Genomic DNA, 20,457 nt, shown 5'->3' with positions numbered 1-20,457 from the left:
TTACTTCCGGGGGAAGAGCGCCTCGTCGAGCAGCGGCGAGATCGCGTGGGCGTAGGCCAGCGTCATGTGGCTGTTGTCCTTGTAGACCAGCACGTTGCCGACCACGATCGGGCACTTCGTCGCGTCGCAGAACCACGGCGTCGGGTCGATCACGCGGATGCCGGCCGTGCGGGCCGCCTCGGCCACCAACTCGCGGCGGTTCTTCTCGGCGATCGCCTTGGTCAGCGGCCGGTCGCACTTGGCCAGGCGGCGCGCGTTCTCGGCGGCGCACTCGGGCGCGTCCCCGGCCGGCCACGGCGTGTCCTGCAGCAGCACCTTGGGGATGCCGTCGAACTTGGCCCAGGTCTGCTTCCAGCGGGCGACCCAGACCGGGTCGTCCTGCGCGCCGGTGCGCGCGATGAGCTGGCCGTCCTCCCCGACGATGCCGCCGTTGTCGAGGTCGTTGGAGGCCATCACGAGCAGGTCGGGCTTCGCGTCGGCAACCCGCTGGACGATCTGGTCACGCCAGGTCACACACTCGGTGTAGTTGCGCTTGAGGGCCGAGTTGTAGGTCAGCACCTGGGGCAGCTGGCAGGCCGCCTTGGTCAGCGCGACCAGCTTCCAGCCGTTGTTCTTGGCGGTGTCGTCGACCGCCGGGAACCAGTGGGCGGCGTGCGAGTCGCCGATCAGATACATCGTCTTGGCGCCGGCCGGGTCGCCGTAGACGCATTCCCGGTTCTGCTCGACCTGGGTGTAGTTGAAGTGGCACTGGTCGTCGTAGATCTGCGGGCTCTGCGCCCCGGCGTCGGTGACCTTCGGGGTCAGGTTCTTGGGCAGCTTCTCGCCGCCGAGCGAGCTCGTGATCAGCTCGGTGATCCGGGCCTGGGGGTCGGCCGCGGCGGCCACCTCGGCAGTGGTGTCGGGGGCGGCCGGGCCGGCCGGCAGCGGCGGCGTGAACTGGCCGATGATCAGCGCGAAGAGCGCCGCCGAGGCCGACAGGACCAGGCCCAGCGCCAGGCCGTTGCGGGCGCGGCTGCGCAGGGCAGGCCGCATCCGGACCGGATTTTCCACCGTGTGGTAGGTCACCCAGGCCAGGCCGAGCGCGGCCACCGCGAAGACCAGATTGCTCTTGATGCCGGGGTCGCGCGAGAACGCGGCCGGCCAGATCATCAGGACCGGCCAGTGCCACAGATACCAGCCGTACGACAGCTTGCCGATGAACCGGAAGGGGCCGGTGCCGATCAGTTTGCCGGCGCCCCAGCCCTCGGCGCTCGTGCCACCGGCGATCACCGCGGCGGTGCCGAGCACGGGCAGCAGGGCGTGGTAGCCCGGGAACGCGGTCGCCTCGTCGAAGGTCACGGCGGCGATGACGACGGCCACGAGGCCGCCCCACGTCAGCACGGCGGCCAGCGCTTTCGGCGTACGGCGGAGGAAACCGGCACCGACCGCGACCAGCGCGCCGATCCCCAGCTCCCAGGCGCGGGTGTGGGAACCGAAGTAGGCCCACGGCGCGGCGCTGGTCGTCTGCTGCACGCTGACCACGAGCGAGACCACGACCAGGGCGCTCAGCGCGAACAGGGCCCGCCGGTGGGCCCGGCGCCCGGCCCAGACCGCGAGCAGCAGCAGCGGCCAGACCAGATAGAACTGCTCCTCGACCGCGAGCGACCACAGGTGCTGCAGCGGTGAGGGCGCGGCAGTGGCGTTGAGGTAGTCGGTCCCCTCGTACGCGAGCCGCCAGTTGATCCCGTAGAACGTGCTGAACAGCGCGTCCAGCGAGATCGACTTGAACCGGGTGGCGGGCAGCCAGAGCCACGCCGCGACGACCGTGGCCACCAGCACCACCGTCGAGACCGGGAGCAGCCGGATCGCGCGCCGGGCGTAGAAGCCGGGCAGCGAGATCGTGCCCGTCTTGCCCAGCTCCTTGAGCAGCAGCGTCGTGATGAGGAAGCCGGAGATGACGAAGAACACGTCCACACCGACGTAGCCGCCGGCGAAGGTGCTGATGCCCGCGTGGCTGAGCACCACGAGCACCACCGCGATGGCCCGCAGGCCCTCGATGTCCGGCCGGAACCCGATGTGCGGGCCCTGAGCGCGCGGCGGCGCCGGGGGAGTCCCGGTGCCCTGGGTGTCCTCGGTCGAGGACGGGGGCCGCTGGCCGACGATGGGGGTATGGACTGAATAATTCATGGTCGCCGCACAAGATACTCAGTAGGCGGGCCAGGGTCGAGGTGAACCGGCTCGCGCTAGGGTCGAAATGTGACCTTGATCGAACGTGTTCCACTGTCCGTTCTTGACCTGGCCACGGTCCGTGAAGGGCACTCCAGCGCCGATGCCTTGCGGGGCACGATCGCGATCGCACGCACCGCTGACGAGCTCGGGTACCGAAGGTTCTGGGTAGCAGAGCACCACAACATGCCTGCCGTCGCTTCGACGGCGCCTCCCGTCCTGATCGCTTCGGTGGCCGCACAAACCAGAACGATCCGGGTCGGGTCGGGTGGCGTGATGCTGCCCAATCACATGCCGTTCGTGGTGGCCGAGCAGTTCGCCATTCTCGAAGCGCTGCATCCGGGACGTATCGACCTCGGTATCGGCCGAGCGCCCGGGACGGACCAGGCGACCGCGGCCGCTTTGCGGGGTGTCTCCCCCTATCTGACGGTCGAACAGTTCCCCGACCATCTGCGCACGGTGCTGGCCCTTCTCGGCGACGACCGGATCGATCCCGGCCCGGCGGCCCGGCTGCGCGCCACCCCGGTCGCCGAAAGTCATCCGGAGGTCTGGATGTTGGGCTCCTCGACGTACGGGGCACAGGTCGCGGCCGCCCTCGGACTTCCTTTCTGTTATGCGTATCACTTCGCGATGGGCTCCGACGTGGACACGGCCCTGCAGCTCTACCGGGCCGGTTTCCAGCCGTCACCGCGCTTCCCCGAGCCGTACCCCATGGTCAGCGCCTCGGTGATCGCGGCCGGGACGACGGCGGAAGCGCAGTTCCTGGCCGGCCCCAGCCGGGTCATGGTGCAGAGCCTGCGCACCGGCGGCCGGCTCGGCCCGATCGTCGCCCCCGAGAACGCCACCGATCTCGACCCGTCTTTGCCCGGCACGCAGTACGCGGGCACGGCGGAAGAGGTCGTGGCCGGTCTCGACGCGCTGGTCGAACGCACGGGCGCCCGCGAGCTCATGCTGGCGGGCACGGTCTACGACCCGGCGACCAGACAGGACACTCTTGCCCGAATAGCGAAGGCTTGGGGGCTTTAGGCAGCACGGGGTCGCGCGCTCACGCGTAGCGACGACATGATCGCTCTATGAGCTGGCAGCTGACCGACGACGTCGAGACCTTCGCCGCCACCGCCGGCGATTTCCTGCGCTCCCGCCCGATCGAGCACACCACGCTGCTGACCGTGCTGGCCACGCTGCAACGGCGCGGCCCCTACGCGTACGGGCCGGCCGAACCGGTCCTCGGCTGGTGGAGCACCCCGGCCGGGCAGGTGTCGGGGGTGCTGATGCAGACCCCGCCGCACCCGATGATGTTCAGCGAGCTGCCACCGCGGGCAGTGCCGGCGGCGGTGCTGGCCCTCAGCGGCCGTCACCTGCCCGGCGCGAACCTGCCCGCGGACGCCGTCGACGGGTTCGCCGCGGGCTGGCGCAGCCGCGCCGGAGTGCGCACCCAGGTCGTCCGGCGGACCCGGCTCTACCGGCTGGAGTCACTGATCTTCCCGGCCGAGCCGCCGCCCGGGCACGCCCGCTACGCGGGGCCGGACGACCGCTCGCTGCTGCAGGGCTGGCTGCTCGCGTTTCACGACGAGATCGGTGAGCGTCGGCCGGGTGATCCGCTCGCGGCGATCGACGACCGGCTGGCGTACGGGGGAATTCTGCTCTGGGAGGACGGCGGGCAGCCGATGGCGATGGCGATGACGTCGCATCCCGAGGCCGGCATGGTGCGCGTGCAGATCGTCTACACCCCGCCCGTACGTCGTGGGCGGGGCTACGCCGGGGCGGTGACCGTGGTGGCGGCGCAGACGGCCCTCGACTCCGGTGCGCGCGATGTCGTGCTCAACACAGACTTGGCCAACCCGACCAGTAATGCTTTGTATCAGCGGCTCGGCTTCCGCCCGGTCGAGGATCGAGTGATCGTGGAGTTCACGAGATGACAGACGGCAAGGTGCTTTCGGTGAACGTCGGTGTCGCCCGGCCCAACCCGGCCAAGCGCAACGGCGGCCTGACCGGCATCGACAAGCTGCCGGTGGAGCACGCCGTGGACGTGCGCGCACCCGGGCCGAAAACGACCGGCCTGCACAGCGGAGTGGTCGGCGACCCGATCGGCGACGTCAAGAACCACGGCGGGAACGACCAGGCCGTGTACGCCTACTCCCGCGAGGACTACGACTGGTGGCAGGAGTCGCTGGGCCGCACACTGCCGCCCGGCATGTTCGGCGAGAACATGACCACCGTCGGGCTCGACCTCAACGAGACCCGGATCGGCGAGGTCTGGCGGATCGGCGACGTGCTCGAGCTGCAGACCACGTTCGGGCGAATTCCGTGCGCGACGTTCGCAGTCAAGATGGGCGAGAAGCAGTGGCTCAAGCGGTTCGCGCGGGAGGCCCGTACGGGCACCTACCTGCGGGTGATCACGCCGGGCCCGCTGCGCACGGGTGACCCGATCGAGATCGTGCACCGCCCGGCGGAGAGCATCGGTGTCTCGGAGGCCTTCGACATCTACATGCACCGCAAGGAGGAACTGGCCCGCCTGCTGGTGGCCGAGGCCCTGCCCGCCGACCTGCGGCAGGAGATCGAGCGCAGGCTGGGATGAGAAAAGGCCCCCGACCGGAGTCGAGGGCCTTTCGTGCGCCTGGTGGCGGGTGAAGGATTCGAACCTTCGAAGCTTTCGCGACGGATTTACAGTCCACGGCGCGCACCATCTTTGACCTGCTGAAACACCGGGGGCGGGCGTTGGCGGGGGACGTATGGGGGAGGAGATGCCAGCCCCTCGGTGTTTCAGCCGTCCTTCGGAGCCTCATCGGCCGGCGCCGAGGCGGCGCGTCCCAGAGTCAGCTCGCGCCACTCGCCCGGCCCTTCAGCGGCCCGGAGACGGTCCACCATCGCCCGTGCGGCGTCTTCCGTGGCGAAATCCCACGAGAGCACTCTGCCGCCCTCTGAGCCGCCCTGACGGGCCGTGACCCGGAAGCTGACCGAGAGCCACACGTCCCGCCGGCCGATCCGACCCCAGACGCCGTTCCACCACCGACCAACAACCGCCATTCCAAGAGATTAGTCGAACGCCTGTACGAGAGAATAGTGACAGCTGCTAGTGCCGTATCACTCCGCGTTTCCGCAGCTCTGACGCGTCGGAGTGACAGCAGTGACAAGGGTGACGGAGGGCCGCCCGCCGTAGCGGCGAGCGGCCGCCCTGGATCGTGTCGGTGGCGCTGCTACTCGCCACGCCCCACCTGCTCACGGCCGTGGCCGGCGTGCGCGAGGGAGTGTCCTCGCCGACCACAGCAGCGTCGCACGTCCACAGGAGCGCAGCGGCGCCTGTGGATAACTTACGGCTCGCCGGTATTTACCTCAGCCGGCGCCGCCGCACCTGTCGTACCCCTAGGTCATCATGACCGGCATGAGTGGCTACGTCCCAAACAAGGTTTACGACCGCGCCGAGATCCATGCTGCGGCTAAACTCGCCGGTCTGCCGCCGGGGAACGCCACCGCCGGTATCACCACCGTAGGCGCCGACCTTTGCGTGTTCTGGAACCCCTTCCGCGGCCTCTACGCCAACCGGTGGATCAAAGAGCCTGACGAATTCGTCTACTCGGGCGAAGGTAGTACGGGGCCTATGACCTATACCGGCGGCAACTGGCAGCTGAAGGAGTGTCATGAGCAGGCGAGGCCTGTGCCCGTTTTCTACAAGGTCAAGCGGACCGGCTCTCACTGGCTACACCTCGGCGAATTTACCGTCATGGAGGTCATCGCGGGCATTAGCCGCGACAAGGAACAGAACTTGCGCGACGACATTCGCTTCCGCTTCCTGCGGATCACGCAAGAGCTGATCTCGCAGCCAATGCCGGAGCGTCCGCAACTCACGCCGCCGGCGCCCCCAACAGAAGCCGAACTTTGGGCGTTGATTGCGGCCCGGACCGACAAGACCGGCGGTAAAAGGAGGCGTGCAACCAAGACCAGCCGAGATCGACGGGTCTCAGACCCCGTCCTTACGGCGTACGTCCTCCAGCGAGCGATCGACAATGGAGGGGCCTGCGAGTCCTGTGGCGTGGCCCCAGGATGGTTGGACGACTTTGGTCGCCCACACTTTCAGGCGCATCACATCGACCCAGACATCGATCTCACAGACTGGATCGGAGCGGTTTGTGGGACCTGTCATGACCGACTTCACCACGGGAGCGACAGGCGTGAGCAGGCTACCCTCCTGCGAGCCACTGTCCGTGCCCGGCAGCTTGAGGCCGGCCGTGCCATTTTTGATCAACGCTGAACCACGCACTTCCCGGCCCGCCAGCCTATGAATTTTTCTCGGCTTGCAGAGGCAACGTAGCGTCTATTGCGTGAGGACGGCCAAGAAACGGACGCGTGCTGCCATGTCGCCGCAACATCTTCAAAGTCGGATTCGAAGGAAGCGGCCTAACGCGATAGAGATTCCCTCGGCCTCGCCAGCGGAAAAGTATCTGCCGGCTTTGATTCCTGTCGGGCTGGCGATATTGCCGTTCCTGATGGCGGCTATTGCGATTACCCGTGCAGCTGGTGGCGACCGGCTGACTTATTTGGCACTTTTACAAAATCTAGATCTGGTCCCTATGGTTTTCGTCGCAGTGCTCGACACCTTGCCGCTCTATATAGTCTTTGCTCTCGCCGCACTCGTGGCAAGAGGGACTGTCGCTCGTTCAGTCGCTTTCGGAGTCCGCTCAGTTTGGGCGCTCTTGACGGTTCTCGCAGTTGCTCTAGCAGTATTCTATCTACCTATGGATCCCTTCGGGAGGTGGTATACCGCTATCCTTGGCGTGGCCATGGCAATTTATCTACTGCTTGTCGGGAAGATTAAGAGAGTAATTGTCGGCTGGCTGGGGTCTCCCGACGAAGCATTTGGCGGTCCCGTAAAGCCTTTACTCTTAGGCGGCATGACGGCCGCGCTGCTATTCATCCCTACAGTGACTGCTCCCCTTAATAGGGGAATGTGGTTACCGATCGAATCTATAACTGTGAAGTCTTTTTCGCCTCAAACTGGTTATGTATTAAGCCGCAAGGATGATGAGACGACGATTTTATGGACAGGGTCAGATGGTGTTAAGCGTTATAAAAGTGACGACATCGTAAAGAGGTTAATCTGCGACTTTCCGGGCCGGTCTTCCAAACAGACTATTCTCGTAGACGATTTGCGTAAGCAGCGAACTGTGGACGTTGCCCCGATTATTCCACCATGTCCCGTAAAGGTGTACAGCAATACTGTCCAAGTAACAGTGACGCCACCGCCGCGATAGCTCCACGTTGGGATCTGGCGCCGTCCGAGATAGTGGCGCTTCTGTTGCCGGATCTGACCAAACATAGATGGCCACCACTTAAGAGGCGCGCCGGCCGAATGCGTTGACGGTGACCGGGGTGGCCTACCCTCTATGCAACCGGCGCCTTGGTGTTCATTTTGTCGCGAATGCGATCGTTGCATCGTCACTTCGCTTGTTGCGCGGCCATCGGATCCCGTATGGGTCGGCTGCCTCGGCGGCGCGTACCCGCCGCAGTACGCTTTCAGGACTCTCCGCTTCCGCGAGATCGAGAAGATCTCTCCACTCCATTTCGTTAAATGGGCTGATCGCACGTGCCGCGCCGTCAGTTAGCACAGCGAAGCGTCGGAGACTGGCTTCAGGCAGTCGGCCGATGAGGGCGTGCTCTGCCACGGATGGATCTGCAGCCGCGATCCAGTAACCGCCGTGCCGATTTCGCATCGCAAGTTCCGCATGTTTCATGCGGATCATTGCTTGTTGCTTTTTCGCAGTCCCTATGGGATGGGCGTCCGCAGCGCGGCGCTCGACCAGTGCTGTTTGGCTGACTCTTTCATCTGACACAACTATGGGGTCGTTGCCGTCATCGAACACGACTGATACGTCGCCGAGAACTAGATACTCAGCCCAGTCCCCGGCTATGCGGACAATGGCTACCGCTGCAGACGGGGTGCCCTCATGCGTGAGATCGCAGGATGGGTGCAGGCTGGCTACTCGTTCGATTCCCATTGAAAGCACGTGCGGTAGCGACTGGTTGACATCGTGCGCTCCCTCGGACAGGGCTGCGCCGAGGTGTGCGGCATACCAAGAGACGCCGTGTTGGCATCCGGTATCGGTCCTCGCGGTGGCGCCATCGAGCACGACGATAAGGTGCGGAGATGCGGAGTACCAGTCCTCGTTAGATCCATCTTCGCTGGAGGGAAGTGAAGCTACGGCAGTACGCATGGGGTGCGTCAACCTTCGTGGCGGAAGAGCGGCGTGACCCGCTCTGTAGATGTGATCTGAAGGCGATCGTTCTCGCTGTAGCGGCAGAGAATGACGGTTGAGAACCGCCGAGTTTTCAGCTCTCTGTGCAGCTCCGGCAAATTGTCGGCCACATAGCGGGCAGTTCCGAGAGTTCCTTGCGCGTGTGTGCCGGCTATGTAGAGGAAGGATCCCTTCCCATCTGGCCGCGGTAGGCGGCCAAGGTAGCCATAGTCCGCGCACTCGCCGCTGTCGCGGGGCGAACGGTACTCCTTGCCCGTGTCGGGCTCTTTGATGAACCAGCCGTTCCGATCCTCGACATAACGGAGATGCGGATCGGCTTCCATTACTTGGCTCAAGAAGGGGAGAAGCCGCGGGTTGGTTAGGACAATCAGATTCGGGCGGTTGAGGTGCACGTGCCCTGGTGGGGGAACCACCTCGTAGGCAGCATCGAGTCCAACTGCCCTCGCGGTCTCGGCGAGAACCTCGTACGCCGTAAAGGCTTCGGCAGACAACACAGCGCCGGGGTCGCTTCGGCCGACCTCGAACTTTCCCCCGATTGCCATGGTGATGCGGCCGGCGCCGAGGAATGCCCGTTCGGGCCGTGTCCCGGCGGAGAGAAGCTGCGAGACGCGTGAGCGCGACATGTCGAGCATTTCCGCTAGCTGAGCTTGCGTCATGTTGTCACTGAGCAGCTCTTCGAGCGCAGACCGCCGGATCCGGGATAACTCCGCGATTGCCAGCTGGTGGTCGTCGATCAGCTTATGTGCGGTCAGGGCACGCTCGCGTGCGTTGGTGAGGGCCTCAACGTCGGCCAGATCCTTCAAGGCGAAATCTCCCCACAGCCGTCAAGGGGCCTAATCATACTCGGCTCCCGGTCAAGGGGGGATGGCAACTTGAGCAGTCATCTAGTCCCATGAAGTTATCTGTTAAGGGGGGTTGACTACGGCGAGGTCGGCATGGTGCTCTGTTGGTGCACCCCCCTGAACGATGCAGTGAAGGGGGGCGAACACCGGCACCTATTCCCGATCATCGCGAAGGAGTGCGTCTTGAGAGCCGCAGACCGAAAGTTCGATCCTTCCCCAGAGGCGTTGTCCGCGATTGAGGTCGAGTGGCCGTTGATCGAGGCTGAGTTGTCTCTGCTAGACGCCGAGATCACCCTGATCCACGCCGCTGACCACGGCGGCCCGTCGCCGCTGGACTGGCGTCGTTTGCGTCGGGCTGAGGCCCGCGTGACGCGCCTCGCCGCCGACCTGGCCGCGCGTCCCGCCGCCTTCCGGGAGGTGGCCTGATGACGCAGGACGTCGTTCGACTCAAGCGCATCGGTTGGGGCACCCGAGGCGTGTTCGCCCTTGGTATCGCCGCATCGCTCGCGGGCAACGTGCTGCACGCCGCGGACAGTCCGGTCAGCAAGGCCATTTCGGCGTGGTCACCGCTGGCGCTGTTGCTGGCGGTCGAGCTCATCTCGCGTGTCCCGGCTCGCCGCGGTTGGACGTCATACGTCCGGTTGGGTGCTACCGGTGTGATCGCGGGCATCGCTGCGTGGGTGTCGTACTGGCACATGGTCGCTGTGGCGTCCCGCTACGGCGAGACGGACGCGAGCCCGTACCTGCTCCCGCTGAGCGTGGACGGCCTGATCATCGTCGCCTCGATCAGTCTGGTGGAGATCGGCGGCCGGATCCGCGCGCTGACCGAGGCGGAGGTTCCCGCAGCTGCGCCAGCGCCGACTCCGGTGCTCGCCACGGTCATTCCTGCGCCGGTAATCGAGCCTGAGCCCGCCTCGACGCCTGAGCCGGCGCAGCCGGTCAAGAAGGCTCCCGCGAAGCGCGTCACGCCGCGGCCGGCGTCGGCCGACAAGGTGGCCAAGGCGGCTGCAAAGCTGCCTGGCGCGAGCGTCGCCGAAATCGCCAAGAAGGCCGGTGTGTCGATCTCGACCGCCCGCCGGCACCTGCCCCCCGCGCCCGTCACCGATGCGTCACCATCCGCACCGGTTCCTGCGGAAATGCCCACTCTCGTAGCCGCGTGAGGCGGCCTGCGATGACCGAGCCCGAGATCTACGAGGCGCACGCCGAACTGCACAACCTGCGCACCGACCTGGCGAACCTGCACGACTGGGCCGAGAACGCGCTGAACGACGAGCACGACCGGCAGTACATCGCCGAGTACCTGTCCGCGGCAGCCGCCGCACTGGCCCGCGGCGAGCCGCTCCCGCGGCGCCCTTTCTGATCCGCCCGGCAGCACGGCTCAACCGACCAAAGCAGCGCCGTGCCGCCGGTCTCCCATCCGCCAAGAACGTCAAGGAGACCCCCATCATGTTCCGCCACAACACCTCTGGTGAAGACCCTGTCCGCAACGCCACTCACAAGGCCGACGTCGCCGCCGGTCAGAAGGCAGCTAAGACGGCCGACTCAGCCCGCCTCCGGGCCGGGCACGCCGCCGGCCGTGACAGCCGCTCGATCGGCCTCACCCGCGCGAAGGGCTGACTCGACATGCGTTTCTGGTACCTGCTCGCCATCCCCGCGGTCTTGTTCGCCGTGGACGCCATCACCGACCCCGGCGCCGGATGGTGGCTGTCCGCCGCCGCCTCGGTGGGGTTCACCGTCAGCACCGTTCTCGCCGCCCGCACCGCCCGGAAGGAGCACCAGCGATGACCAGCCCGCAGAACAACCCGGAGAACTTCGACTGGACCGCCGCCGAGGCCGACGTCGCCGTTGCCGCCGAGGGCGCCGAGGTGGTCGACCTGGACGCTGAGCGGACCCGCCGGGCCGAGGCCGGCACCCACTTCGACATCACGCTGGACGAGCACCCCCAGCCGGGCGGAAAGCCCGTTGACGCCGAGCCGGTCAGTCCGTCCGGGCGGCGGCCGATCGTGCCGGTGAACTGGTCTACGTGGCCGAACATTCGGCACAGCCTCGCGCAGGCGGCCGAGGTGACCGGCTACCGGATCGGTTTCCACGCCCTGCGCTCGCCGATGTACGCCGTCCTCGCCATGTTTTGGGCGACGGTGGGTGTGGTCCGGCTTGCCGGGCGTCAGCTCAAGTGGTGGTGGGTGACCGAGCAGTACCGGCTGCGGCAGGCCGCCGCCGACGCCAACGACCCCGCGATGTGGCTCAAGCTGCACCGCGAGGTCAAGGCCACTCGCATGTGGCGGTTCCTCGTGCTCGCCGCCGAGGTGCTGCTGATCGGGATCGGCTTGCCGGTGCTGTGGGCGACCGCCTCGTGGTGGGTGCTTCTGCTGGTCACGGCTGGGATCGTGGCGTTCCTGGCGCATGTCGGCCGGCCGGATGACCGACGCATCATCACCCCGGCCACGGTGGCTGGCCGGTTCCGGCGGGTCAACTCCGACATCGTGCTGCGCGCCTACTATGCGGCCGGTCTTGGGCACCCGGACAAGGCGCATCAGCAGATCGGGTTCGGGTCCACGATGGGCCGTGACCCGTCCGGCACCGGCTCGCAGGTGTCGATCGACCTGCCGTACGGCAAGACGTTCGATGACGCGGTCAAGGCACGCGGCGCGATCGCTTCGGGGCTGGACGTGGCCCTGTCGCAGGTGTTCATCACCCGTGACCCCAGCAGCCACCGCCGGCACGTGCTGTGGGTGGCCGACCGGGACCCGCTCGCGCAGGCCGCCGGCCGGACGCCGCTGCTGCGATGCAAGCCGACCGACATCTGGCAGCCGGCCCCGTTCGGGCTCGATGAGCGCGGCAACAAGGTCACCGTCGACATGCTGTGGAACAGCATCCTGATCGGTGCGCAGCCTCGGCAGGGTAAGACATTCGCGGCCCGCGCGCTGGCGCTGTATGCGGCGCTGGATCCCTACGTGAAGCTGACCGTGCTCGATGGCGGCGGCAAGCCCGACTGGCGCAAGTTCGCCCTGGTCGCGGACCGCTGCGCGTTCGGGCTGGCGATGACCCGCGACGGCGACCCTGCCGAGATCGTGCTGGAAGCGCTGCGGGAGATCAAGGCCGACGTGCAGGACCGATACGAGCGGCTGTCCAAGCTGCCCGCCGACGTCTGCCCCGAGGGTAAGTTGACTCGCGAGATCGCCCGGGACCCGAAGTACGGCATGCCGGTGCGTGCCGTGTTCCTGGACGAGTTCCAGGAGTACTTCGACCTTGGCGACATCAGCAAGGAGATCGCGAGCCTGCTGGTCTACCTGGTCAAGGTGGCCCCCGCGGCCGGCGTCATTTTTGTCGACGCCACCCAGCGCCCGAGCGGTGTCGGTGGCGGGCAGGTGGCCACCCAGTTCATCAGCTTCCGCGACAACCACCAGGTCCGGTTCTCGCTGCGTACCGGCTCATGGCAGGTCTCAGACCTGGTCCTCGGCGCTGGGGCGAACTCCGAGGGCTACGACTCGTCCACGCTGCTGCCCAGCTACAAGGGCGTCGGGATCCTGCGCGGCGCCTCGGACGCCACCCCGACCGTACGCACGTACCTGGCTGACGCCGACGACGCCGAGAAGATCCTGATCGCCGCGCGCAAGCTGCGCGAGGAGGCCGGGACTCTGTCCGGCATGGCCGCCGGCGAGGACATCGCCCGCGAGCACCGCGACGTGCTCGCTGACGTCCGCTCGGTGATCGAGCGCGGCGAGACCGGCGCGCAGTGGGACGAGATCGCCACCCGGCTCGCCGAACGGCTGCCCGAGGCGTACGCGGACCTCACCGCCGAATCGATCTCTGCTCAGGTCCGCTCGTTCGGTGTACGCAGCGTAGACGTCAAGCGGTCCGGCAAGGCCCTCAAGGGCGCCAAGACCGACGACATCGACGCCGCGATCGGCCGCCGCAAGGCTGCCTGAACGGTCGCGGCCCACCCGCGACCGGTCGCGTCACCGCGACTCAACCCGCGACCGTCCTGGTCAGCGCAGACCTTCACCGGTCGCGGGTTGCGCCGCCGGCCCCTCACACCCTGAAACCGGCCCCTGGAGGCTCACTGTGCCTACCCTCGCCGCGACCGCAACCCCCGAAACCACCATGATCGGCGCCCTGATCCTCGCCGCCATGATCGCCACCCTCTGTTACGCCCTGGGCTGCTGGATCTGGCCGTTCGGCAACTGCCGCAAGTGCCACGGATCCGGCAAGCGCCGCTCGCCGTTCGGCCGCGCGTTCGGCCTGTGCCGCCGCTGCCACGGCGACGGACGCCGCCTGCGCATCGGCCGCCGGATCATCAACACCGTGCGCGAACTGCACGACAAGGGCACCCGATGAGCGCCCGGACCATGGCCCACTTCCGGCGCGAGCCCACCGAGCACACGCCATGGTGCGCCCGTGACCACCGCTGCGGGATCACCGAGCATCGCTCACCCGACCTGATCGCCGATGAGATCGGCGGCCGCGCGATCGTCACCCGTGTCCGCGCCGGCGACGTGGACTACATCGAGATCCGCGCCCGGATTCCGTTGCACCACACCGAAACCGGCGCCCGCTGGCAGCTCGCCACCACGCTGCGCCTCATGCGCGAGCTGCTCGCCGAGGTCGCCATCCGCCAACAGATGGTGCGGCACCGAACCGAGCGACCTGCGGTCGGGCGTAGGGCCGCGCAATGAGCCGCATCCGGGCCGCGTTCCACGACCCCGAGGGCGACCGGTACGGGCTGCCGACGTTCTGGTGGCGCGGCGCGCCCGAGGGCTATGCCACCCGCCGGCAGTTGCGCGCCCGCGGACTGTGCCCCGGTCGCCAGCCGATCGCCGCGCAAATCCTGTGGGCAGGGATCGGCGGCACCCGGACCGCGCATCTCTACCGGCTGGACCTGGCCCGGCCCAAGCGGCCCGCGAGCCCTGCGCAGCAGCGCGCGATCCGGGCCGCGCTGCGCGCCCGCCGCACCTGCCCGACCTGCCGCGAGACCCGCGACTACTACATCCCGCGCTCGCTCGGTCAATGCCTGACCTGCTACGACGGACGGAGCACCCGATGACCCTGGCACCCGAACACACCCTCGGCGGAACCCGGACGAGTCACCGCTGGGGCGAAATGCCCGGCGGCTGGGACCGGCTCAACACCCGCGCCCTGTTCTCCAGCAGCAACCCGTGGGGCATTCCCGACCTGCCCCCGGTGACCTGCGAACCTGCACGGTTGCTGCCCTACAACGACCGCCGCGCCACCGCCGCCGCGCGGCCGGGCGACGCGGTGCACTTCTTCCTCGATGACTACCGGTTCGAAATCGTGTGGACCAAACCCGAACGCGGCCTGTCCCGCTGCGCCTCGGTCGGCGCCGCCCTCACCCCCGATTTCAGCTTGTGGACCACGATGCCGCTGGTCATGCAGCAATGGCAGGTCTACCGCTCGCGCTGGTGCGGCGCCTGGATGCTCGCTCACAACATCACCGCGATTCCGACCGTCAGCTGGTCTACCCCGGACAGCTACCCGTTCGCGTTCGCTGGCATCGCCGCCGGCTCGACCGTGGCCGTGTCCACCGTCGGGATCGTCCGTGACCGGGAAGCACGGGAGCTGTTTGCGGCTGGCTATGAGGCGATGTGCGAGCGGCTCCGTCCCGCGCTCGTGCTGGTCTACGGCACGGCCTTGCCGACCTGCACGGTTGGTGACGCGCCGATCCGCGCGTATCCGTCGCGCTGGGCAGGTCGGTGATGGGCGGCCGCGGCGGCAAGGGCCGCTCGAGTAAGCCGCCCGGCCCCGGTGCGCCGCCGCCGGTCCCGCCGCCCGAGGTTGCCGAACCGGACACAGAAACCGAGCAAGTCGCCGCGCCGGCCGATCGGATCCGCAGCACCGTCTTCGAGCTGCTCGGTAGCGCCGAGGGCTGGGTGGCGCTCTCCGACATCCGCGACGCGCTGTCCGACCTGAGCCGCCAGGAAGTCGACGCCGCCCTCCGCGAACTGTTCCGTGATCCCAACGTCACTCTCGTCCCGGAGACCAACCAGAAGGTCCTTACCCAGGAGCAACGCGACGCCGCTATCCGGATCGGCAACCAGGACAACCACGCGATCAACATTCGCAAGCCGATCGACTCCGGCGCCCGCGAACGCATCGTCAGCGGCGGCGTCACCGCAGCGTCCGACGCCGACCTGGCCATGGCCCAACGCGACACCGCCACCCCAGGGGCGCTCTACGACGAAATCCGGGCCGAGGTCCGCCGGCGCCGCGACACACCATGACCAGCCGCACCGTGCCGACCGGCTGGCTCGACTGGCGCGAGCACCTCGCCGGCTCCCCACTGCCCTGCCGGATCTGCCACCTCCCGGCGATCTGCCGCGACGAGCACGACCGGCCCTGCCACAAAACCTGCGCCGAACAAGCGCTCACACCGCCCACCACCGACCCGAAGGAGCGGATCCCCATGCACAGCAACGAATTGCTGACCGCCGCCCTATCCGCCGCCGCCCGCGGCTGGCACGTCTTCCCCCTGCGCCCCGGCGACAAACGGCCCGCGATCGAGCGGTGGGAGACCCGCGCCACCGTCGATCCCGACCGGATCCGCCGCTGCTGGCAGACCGGCCCGTACGGGATCGGCCTTGCCTGCGGGCCGTCCGGGCTCGTGGTGCTCGACTTCGACGCCCGCAAGACCGGACAAGCCGCGCCCGAAGGCCGCGAGGGCTACCTGCACGGTTGGGGCGTCTTCACCGACCTGTGCGCCGACCTCGGCCACCCGATCCCCAATCACACATACGCCGTGGCCACCGGCCGCGGCGGGCTCCACCTATACTTCCGCCACCCCGAGCACGGCGAGTTGCGCAACACCGCAGGTGCCCTCGGCTGGCTAATCGACACCCGCGCGCACGGCGGCTACGTCGTCGCCGCTGGCTCGACTGTCGCCGGCCGGTTGTACACAGTCCGGCTCGACACCCGCCCGACCACGCTGCCCGGCTGGCTGACCGATCGGCTACGACCCGCACCGCTACGGCCGGAAGGCCCACCGCTCGTTGTCGAGCTGCCCGCCGACCGGCGCGGCGCCTACCTGCGAGCCGCGATCGACGGCACACTGGCCAAGCTTGCCGAGGCACGTGAGGGCGGCCGGAACCGGGCGCTGTTCATGGCCGCCCAAACCCTCGGCCAACTCGTCGCCGGCGGCGCCGTCGCCGAGGACACCATCACCGCCGTCCTCGCCGACACCGCGACCCGTCTCGGCCTTGGACCCCGCGAACTCGAGAACACCATCCGCTCCGGGCTCGTCGCCGGCGCCCGCCGCCCGCGGCAGGTGGCCTGATGACCGCGCGGCTACTGCTCGGCACCCACCAGCCCGGCTGGCTCGGCAAAGCCGGCGTGCCGCTGTTCGTCTCCGACACCCGGCTGCGCGTCTACAAGACGCTGCCCCGCGCCGTCGCGCCGTGGGGCTGCGACTCGGGCGGTTTCACCGAGCTGCAGAAGTTCGGCCGGTGGACGATTGAGCCCCGCGACTACCTGGCCCGGCTCCGCCGCTACCGCGACGAGATCGGCGAGCTGTTGTGGGCGGCACCGCAGGACTGGATGTGCGAACCCATCGTGATCAACGGCGGGCAGGCCGGCCCGATCCGGTTCGCTGGTAGCCACCTGTCGGTGGCTGAACACCAACGGCGCACTGTGCTCAACTTCGCGCTGCTGCGCGAGCTCGCTCCGGACCTGCCCATCATCCCGGTCGTGCAGGGCTGGGAACGCGACGACTACCTCCGCTGCGCCGATCTCTACACCACGCTAATCGGCTACGACCTGGCCACCGCGCCGCTAGTCGGTGTCGGCTCGGTGTGCCGCCGGCAAGGCACCCGGGACGCGGGCCGTATCCTGCGCGCCCTTCACATTCGCGGTGTCCGCAGGCTGCACGGATTCGGGTTCAAAACCCTCGGCCTCGCCGCGCATGGGCACCTGCTCACCTCGGCTGACAGCCTCGCGTGGTCCGACGTCGCCCGCAAACTGCGACGCCCCGCGCTACCGCAATGCGTCGCCGCCGGGCGGCACCGCAACTGCGCGAACTGCCTGCCCTACGCCCTGCACTGGCGTACCCGCGTGCTCGCCGCAGCTGCGCGGCCCGCGCCGCAGCCCGCCCTCTTCGACTGGGAGGCCGCCGCATGACCGCGCCCATCCCCGCGGAGCGCCCCGCGCTGCGCGTCGCCGGACCGGACGACGCCGCCGCCGTCCTCACGGCCGCCGACCGTGGTCAACCTGCACGGTTGCGGACCTCGTGGACCGCCGCGGACATCATGGCGATGGAGTTCGCCCCGCCCCGGTGGGCCGTGCCCGGGGTGATCTCCGAAGGGTTCAGCCTGCTCTGCGGTCCACCCAAGGTCGGCAAATCGTGGATGTCCCTCGGCCTCGGCGTAGACGTGGCCCTCGGCCACAAGGCGCTCGGTGCGATCGACGTCGAACCCGGCCCCGTGCTCTACCTCGCGCTGGAGGACACCGCCCGCCGACTGCAAACCCGGCTCCGCAAAGTTCTCGGCGACCGGGAGGCGCCCGCCGGGCTCACCCTGGCCACTCAATGCCCGCCGCTCCCGCAGGGCGGCGCCGAGGCGATCGCGGCGTGGCTCGACCGGCACCCGTCCGCGCGGATGGTCATCATCGATGTGTTCGCCAAGCTGCGCGGCAACTCGGCTCCCGGCGCGTCCGCGTACGACGCCGACTACGCCGCAGTCGGCCGGGCGAAGAAGGTCGCCGACGACTACGGCGTTGCCATCGTCGCGGTCCACCACGTCCGCAAGGCCGGATCCGACGACTTCCTGTCCGAGGTGTCCGGCACCAACGGTCTCGCCGGCGCCGCGGACGCCACCCTCGTGCTCAAACGCGCACGCAACCAAGGCGACGGGGTGCTCCATGTGACCGGCCGCGACGTCGACGAGGCCGAATACCCGCTGGCCTTCGAGCCCGGGACGGGCGCATGGCGGATGCTGGACGGCCCGGCCGCGGACTACCGGGTCAGCGACACCCGCGCGGCGATCCTGCGCTTCCTGCGCACCGCGCCCGGCAGCACACCCAAGGCCATCGCCGAGGGCACCGGGCTCAAGCCGGACACCGCCCGGCAGACCTGCTCCCGCATGCTCGCCGATGGCCAGCTCGCCGCTGACCCCGGCGGCCGGTACCGCGTCCCCGGTGTCACCGCTGTCACTCCTGTCACTGCTGTCATCCAACCCTCGCTGACCAGCCAAAACGAGAGTGACAGTACGAGTGACACCCGCGGAGCGGGGTGGCCATGACAGATCTACTGAAACAGGGGCGATACAGCAAATACCCCTGCAGATGTATAGGAACACCCTCGGAGGGTCGAAATCTTGGCTTAGCGGGGCTCTCAGGGGCCCGCTCTCCGCCCCTCTGTCGACCGCCGCAGGTGACTCCCGCACTGACGCCAGCCGGCGCCGATCGGCTGGCAGAACGCTCCATAGCGCCCGTACGACCCCAGCCAGGGAGGCCGGAACCCATGGCTAACCGTCAATCCATCAGCCTCGCCGAGTTCCTCGCGGCCGAGGGCGTCCCGAAGTCGACCTTCTTCCGTTGGAAGGCCCTCGGTCTGGCGCCCCGGACCTACAAGCTGCCGAACGGCCGCATCCGCATCCGCCTCGACGCCTACGAAGCCTGGCAGAAGAGCCTGGAGGAGCCGCAAGCCGCATGAAGACCAGCTATGACGTGCAGGTATACAAGATCGAGGAGCGGAACTATCCGGCCGCCAAAGGTCGCAAGGCCCGCACCTCCTACCGGGTGCGGTGGGCCGTCGCCGGCCGCAAGTTCGGCGACACCTTCCGCACCAAGGCCCTCGCCGAGAGCTTCCGCGCAAAACTGATCACCGCGCAGCGCGAGGGCCTCGCGTTCGACACCGCCACGGGACTCCCCGAGCCGATGGCCCGGGCACTGCACACCCGATCGTGGTACGACCACGCGGTTGCCTACGTGGATCTCAAATGGTCGCGAGCCTCGGCCAAGCACCGCCGGGACATCGCCGACGCCCTGGTAGCCGTGACCCTGGCGCTGCGGACCACCGAGCGTGCCGCACCGGCCGAGGTCGACCTCCGGGCCGCGCTGCGGGGGTGGTCCTACAACAGGGGCCGCCGCGCCGCCGCCGACCAGCCGCCGGCCGACCTGGCGGACGCCGTGCGCTGGCTCGGAAGCAACACAGTGGATCTCGGCGCCCTTCTTGATCCCGCCGTGATCCGCAAGGCTCTCGATGCGCTCGCGCTGCGCATCGACGGCAAGGCCGCCGCGGCGAGCACCGTCCAGCGCAAGAAGGCGATCTTCAGCGGCGCTTTGCGGTACGGGGTGGAGACCGGGCACTTGGTGGCCCACCCGTTCGACAAGGTCCGGTGGGAGGCCCCGAAGCTCACCAACGAGGTCGACCGCCGGGCTGTGGTCAACCAAGAGCAAGGGCACCGGCTCCTGCTCGCCGTCCGCCGGACCACACCCGAGCTGGAAGCGTTCTTCGGGACCTTGTATGACGCCGGACTCCGACCCGAGGAAAGCCTCATGCTGGCCGACGCCGACTACGAGCGGCCGAAACGACAGGGCGACTGGGGCTGGCTTCACCTGAGCGGCGCCATCTCCGAGGCTGGGAGCGCGTGGACCGACGCGGGGGAGTCGACCGAGGAACGCGGCCTCAAGCATCGAGCCGCGACTGCGGTCCGCTCCGTCCCCGCGCCACCCCGGCTGTGTGCCCGACTCGACCGGCACATCGAGCGGTGGCCGCCTGCCCCGAACGGGCGATTGTTCGTCACCCGACGCGGGCCGGGAGGGACGTACGTCACCGCGAGCAACCGACCGCTCACCCGCAACGCCATCAGCACCGCGTGGCGGAAGGCACGCGAGACCGGACTCACCCCGGCCGAACTGGCGTCCCCGCTCGCACGCCGGCCGTACGACCTGCGCCACGCCTGCCTGTCCTATCAGCTGTCCCGTGGCATCTCCCCGGCCCTGGTCGCCCGGTGGGCCGGCAACAGCATCAAGGTCCTGCTATCGATCTACGCGACCTGGATCTATGGGGAGGCCGAGGCCGCGATGCGACGGATCGAGGAGGGATACGAGCAATTTCCCACCGACCCCGACACGCCCAAATGATCAAGCCCGAAGTTTGGGGGACGTATGGGGGACAGCAAGTGAGATCCAGCGGTACCGACTGAGACTCA

General features: G+C 68.2%; 24 protein-coding genes. 21 read left to right on the top strand and 3 right to left on the bottom strand.

From position 1 onward, the window contains the following. On the bottom strand, positions 1 to 2,166 hold the full coding sequence (locus tag BKA14_RS27775) for an acyltransferase family protein (RefSeq protein WP_184953764.1): 2,166 nt from the start codon (positions 2,164 to 2,166) through the stop codon (positions 1 to 3). Between the two features lie 78 nt (positions 2,167 to 2,244). Here BKA14_RS27775 and BKA14_RS27770 point away from each other — a divergent pair, with 78 nt between their 5' ends. The 5 genes from BKA14_RS27770 to BKA14_RS27750 all read left to right on the top strand — a co-directional run bounded on the left by BKA14_RS27770 (position 2,245) and on the right by BKA14_RS27750 (position 7,454). Continuing rightward, entirely contained in the window at positions 2,245 to 3,231 is a 987-nt protein-coding gene (locus BKA14_RS27770; protein ID WP_184956994.1) for an LLM class flavin-dependent oxidoreductase, read from the top strand. A gap of 47 nt (positions 3,232 to 3,278) precedes the next feature. Continuing rightward, positions 3,279 to 4,124 (top strand): GNAT family N-acetyltransferase, encoded by an 846-nt coding sequence (locus BKA14_RS27765; RefSeq protein WP_184953763.1) that lies wholly within the window; start codon positions 3,279 to 3,281, stop codon positions 4,122 to 4,124. Then, positions 4,121 to 4,783 carry an MOSC domain-containing protein gene (locus tag BKA14_RS27760; protein WP_184953762.1) on the top strand — a complete coding sequence of 221 codons (663 nt, stop codon included), beginning with the start codon at positions 4,121 to 4,123 and terminating at the stop codon, positions 4,781 to 4,783. Before BKA14_RS27765 ends, BKA14_RS27760 begins: the two co-directional genes overlap by 4 nt. An 804-nt stretch (positions 4,784 to 5,587) precedes the next feature. Then, complete coding sequence (locus BKA14_RS27755; RefSeq protein ID WP_184953761.1) at positions 5,588 to 6,454, top strand: SRA domain-containing endonuclease; 867 nt, start codon at positions 5,588 to 5,590, stop codon at positions 6,452 to 6,454. Positions 6,455 to 6,524: 70 nt separating this feature from the next. Continuing rightward, positions 6,525 to 7,454: a hypothetical protein gene (locus tag BKA14_RS27750; protein ID WP_184953760.1), complete on the top strand. Its 930-nt coding sequence runs from the start codon at positions 6,525 to 6,527 to the stop codon at positions 7,452 to 7,454. 153 nt (positions 7,455 to 7,607) lie between these two features. Here BKA14_RS27750 and BKA14_RS27745 read toward each other — a convergent pair whose 3' ends face one another. Next, entirely contained in the window at positions 7,608 to 8,330 is a 723-nt protein-coding gene (locus BKA14_RS27745; protein WP_369076894.1) for a protein phosphatase 2C domain-containing protein, read from the bottom strand. A 92-nt stretch (positions 8,331 to 8,422) separates the two neighbouring features. Beyond that, positions 8,423 to 9,259: a helix-turn-helix domain-containing protein gene (locus BKA14_RS27740; RefSeq protein WP_184953758.1), complete on the bottom strand. Its 837-nt coding sequence runs from the start codon at positions 9,257 to 9,259 to the stop codon at positions 8,423 to 8,425. Positions 9,260 to 9,481: 222 nt separating this feature from the next. Here BKA14_RS27740 and BKA14_RS27735 point away from each other — a divergent pair, with 222 nt between their 5' ends. From BKA14_RS27735 to BKA14_RS27660, 16 genes are all read left to right on the top strand, one after another. Next, entirely contained in the window at positions 9,482 to 9,724 is a 243-nt protein-coding gene (locus BKA14_RS27735; protein WP_184953757.1) for a DUF6284 family protein, read from the top strand. Next, on the top strand, positions 9,724 to 10,458 hold the full coding sequence (locus tag BKA14_RS27730) for a DUF2637 domain-containing protein (RefSeq protein ID WP_184953756.1): 735 nt from the start codon (positions 9,724 to 9,726) through the stop codon (positions 10,456 to 10,458). Before BKA14_RS27735 ends, BKA14_RS27730 begins: the two co-directional genes overlap by 1 nt. 11 nt (positions 10,459 to 10,469) lie before the next feature. Beyond that, positions 10,470 to 10,658, top strand: a complete 189-nt coding sequence (locus BKA14_RS27725) for a hypothetical protein (protein WP_184953755.1) — start codon at positions 10,470 to 10,472, stop codon at positions 10,656 to 10,658. A gap of 86 nt (positions 10,659 to 10,744) precedes the next feature. Continuing rightward, on the top strand, positions 10,745 to 10,915 hold the full coding sequence (locus BKA14_RS27720; protein WP_184953754.1) for a hypothetical protein: 171 nt from the start codon (positions 10,745 to 10,747) through the stop codon (positions 10,913 to 10,915). A gap of 6 nt (positions 10,916 to 10,921) precedes the next feature. Continuing rightward, positions 10,922 to 11,083 (top strand): hypothetical protein, encoded by a 162-nt coding sequence (locus BKA14_RS27715; RefSeq protein WP_184953753.1) that lies wholly within the window; start codon positions 10,922 to 10,924, stop codon positions 11,081 to 11,083. Then, positions 11,080 to 13,227 carry a cell division protein FtsK gene (locus BKA14_RS27710; RefSeq protein WP_184953752.1) on the top strand — a complete coding sequence of 716 codons (2,148 nt, stop codon included), beginning with the start codon at positions 11,080 to 11,082 and terminating at the stop codon, positions 13,225 to 13,227. The genes BKA14_RS27715 and BKA14_RS27710 overlap by 4 nt, the downstream gene beginning before the upstream one ends. A 136-nt stretch (positions 13,228 to 13,363) precedes the next feature. Next, complete coding sequence (locus tag BKA14_RS27705; RefSeq protein WP_184953751.1) at positions 13,364 to 13,636, top strand: hypothetical protein; 273 nt, start codon at positions 13,364 to 13,366, stop codon at positions 13,634 to 13,636. Beyond that, on the top strand, positions 13,633 to 13,974 hold the full coding sequence (locus BKA14_RS27700; protein WP_184953750.1) for a hypothetical protein: 342 nt from the start codon (positions 13,633 to 13,635) through the stop codon (positions 13,972 to 13,974). The genes BKA14_RS27705 and BKA14_RS27700 overlap by 4 nt, the downstream gene beginning before the upstream one ends. Further along, a complete protein-coding gene (locus tag BKA14_RS27695; RefSeq protein ID WP_184953749.1) occupies positions 13,971 to 14,342 on the top strand; it encodes an RRQRL motif-containing zinc-binding protein in 372 nt (123 codons plus the stop codon). The genes BKA14_RS27700 and BKA14_RS27695 overlap by 4 nt, the downstream gene beginning before the upstream one ends. Beyond that, a complete protein-coding gene (locus BKA14_RS27690; protein WP_184953748.1) occupies positions 14,339 to 15,013 on the top strand; it encodes a DUF4417 domain-containing protein in 675 nt (224 codons plus the stop codon). Before BKA14_RS27695 ends, BKA14_RS27690 begins: the two co-directional genes overlap by 4 nt. Continuing rightward, a complete protein-coding gene (locus BKA14_RS27685; protein WP_184953747.1) occupies positions 15,013 to 15,537 on the top strand; it encodes a hypothetical protein in 525 nt (174 codons plus the stop codon). Before BKA14_RS27690 ends, BKA14_RS27685 begins: the two co-directional genes overlap by 1 nt. Next, entirely contained in the window at positions 15,534 to 16,586 is a 1,053-nt protein-coding gene (locus tag BKA14_RS27680; RefSeq protein ID WP_438861910.1) for a bifunctional DNA primase/polymerase, read from the top strand. The genes BKA14_RS27685 and BKA14_RS27680 overlap by 4 nt, the downstream gene beginning before the upstream one ends. Further along, entirely contained in the window at positions 16,586 to 17,425 is an 840-nt protein-coding gene (locus BKA14_RS27675; RefSeq protein ID WP_184953746.1) for a deazapurine DNA modification protein DpdA family protein, read from the top strand. Before BKA14_RS27680 ends, BKA14_RS27675 begins: the two co-directional genes overlap by 1 nt. Beyond that, positions 17,422 to 18,543, top strand: a complete 1,122-nt coding sequence (locus BKA14_RS27670) for an AAA family ATPase (protein ID WP_184953745.1) — start codon at positions 17,422 to 17,424, stop codon at positions 18,541 to 18,543. Before BKA14_RS27675 ends, BKA14_RS27670 begins: the two co-directional genes overlap by 4 nt. A gap of 221 nt (positions 18,544 to 18,764) precedes the next feature. Further along, positions 18,765 to 18,956 (top strand): helix-turn-helix transcriptional regulator, encoded by a 192-nt coding sequence (locus tag BKA14_RS27665; protein ID WP_184953744.1) that lies wholly within the window; start codon positions 18,765 to 18,767, stop codon positions 18,954 to 18,956. After that, positions 18,953 to 20,389, top strand: coding sequence for a tyrosine-type recombinase/integrase (locus BKA14_RS27660; protein WP_184953743.1), 1,437 nt, complete (start codon positions 18,953 to 18,955; stop codon positions 20,387 to 20,389). Before BKA14_RS27665 ends, BKA14_RS27660 begins: the two co-directional genes overlap by 4 nt. The last annotated feature ends 68 nt before the right edge of the window (positions 20,390 to 20,457 follow it).

Origin of the sequence: Paractinoplanes abujensis (assembly GCF_014204895.1) — a bacterium.
Lineage (GTDB): Bacteria > Actinomycetota > Actinomycetes > Mycobacteriales > Micromonosporaceae > Actinoplanes > Actinoplanes abujensis.
The sequence above is the reverse complement of the archived record's forward strand: the minus strand, read 5'-3'. Positions and strand labels throughout refer to the sequence as shown.

Bases quoted from the DNA above. Each gene is read 5' to 3' on its own strand.
- BKA14_RS27675 (WP_184953746.1), top strand. From the start codon at position 16,586: ATGACCGCGCGGCTACTGCTCGGCACCCACCAGCCCGGCTGGCTCGGC.
- BKA14_RS27680 (WP_438861910.1), top strand. From the start codon at position 15,534: ATGACCAGCCGCACCGTGCCGACCGGCTGGCTCGACTGGCGCGAGCAC.
- BKA14_RS27665 (WP_184953744.1), top strand. From the start codon at position 18,765: ATGGCTAACCGTCAATCCATCAGCCTCGCCGAGTTCCTCGCGGCCGAG.
- BKA14_RS27730 (WP_184953756.1), top strand. From the start codon at position 9,724: ATGACGCAGGACGTCGTTCGACTCAAGCGCATCGGTTGGGGCACCCGA.
- BKA14_RS27760 (WP_184953762.1), top strand. From the start codon at position 4,121: ATGACAGACGGCAAGGTGCTTTCGGTGAACGTCGGTGTCGCCCGGCCC.
- BKA14_RS27775 (WP_184953764.1), bottom strand. From the start codon at position 2,166: ATGAATTATTCAGTCCATACCCCCATCGTCGGCCAGCGGCCCCCGTCC.
- BKA14_RS27710 (WP_184953752.1), top strand. From the start codon at position 11,080: ATGACCAGCCCGCAGAACAACCCGGAGAACTTCGACTGGACCGCCGCC.
- BKA14_RS27690 (WP_184953748.1), top strand. From the start codon at position 14,339: ATGACCCTGGCACCCGAACACACCCTCGGCGGAACCCGGACGAGTCAC.
- BKA14_RS27725 (WP_184953755.1), top strand. From the start codon at position 10,470: ATGACCGAGCCCGAGATCTACGAGGCGCACGCCGAACTGCACAACCTG.
- BKA14_RS27695 (WP_184953749.1), top strand. From the start codon at position 13,971: ATGAGCCGCATCCGGGCCGCGTTCCACGACCCCGAGGGCGACCGGTAC.
- BKA14_RS27715 (WP_184953753.1), top strand. From the start codon at position 10,922: ATGCGTTTCTGGTACCTGCTCGCCATCCCCGCGGTCTTGTTCGCCGTG.
- BKA14_RS27755 (WP_184953761.1), top strand. From the start codon at position 5,588: ATGAGTGGCTACGTCCCAAACAAGGTTTACGACCGCGCCGAGATCCAT.
- BKA14_RS27765 (WP_184953763.1), top strand. From the start codon at position 3,279: ATGAGCTGGCAGCTGACCGACGACGTCGAGACCTTCGCCGCCACCGCC.
- BKA14_RS27700 (WP_184953750.1), top strand. From the start codon at position 13,633: ATGAGCGCCCGGACCATGGCCCACTTCCGGCGCGAGCCCACCGAGCAC.
- BKA14_RS27670 (WP_184953745.1), top strand. From the start codon at position 17,422: ATGACCGCGCCCATCCCCGCGGAGCGCCCCGCGCTGCGCGTCGCCGGA.
- BKA14_RS27660 (WP_184953743.1), top strand. From the start codon at position 18,953: ATGAAGACCAGCTATGACGTGCAGGTATACAAGATCGAGGAGCGGAAC.
- BKA14_RS27685 (WP_184953747.1), top strand. From the start codon at position 15,013: ATGGGCGGCCGCGGCGGCAAGGGCCGCTCGAGTAAGCCGCCCGGCCCC.
- BKA14_RS27720 (WP_184953754.1), top strand. From the start codon at position 10,745: ATGTTCCGCCACAACACCTCTGGTGAAGACCCTGTCCGCAACGCCACT.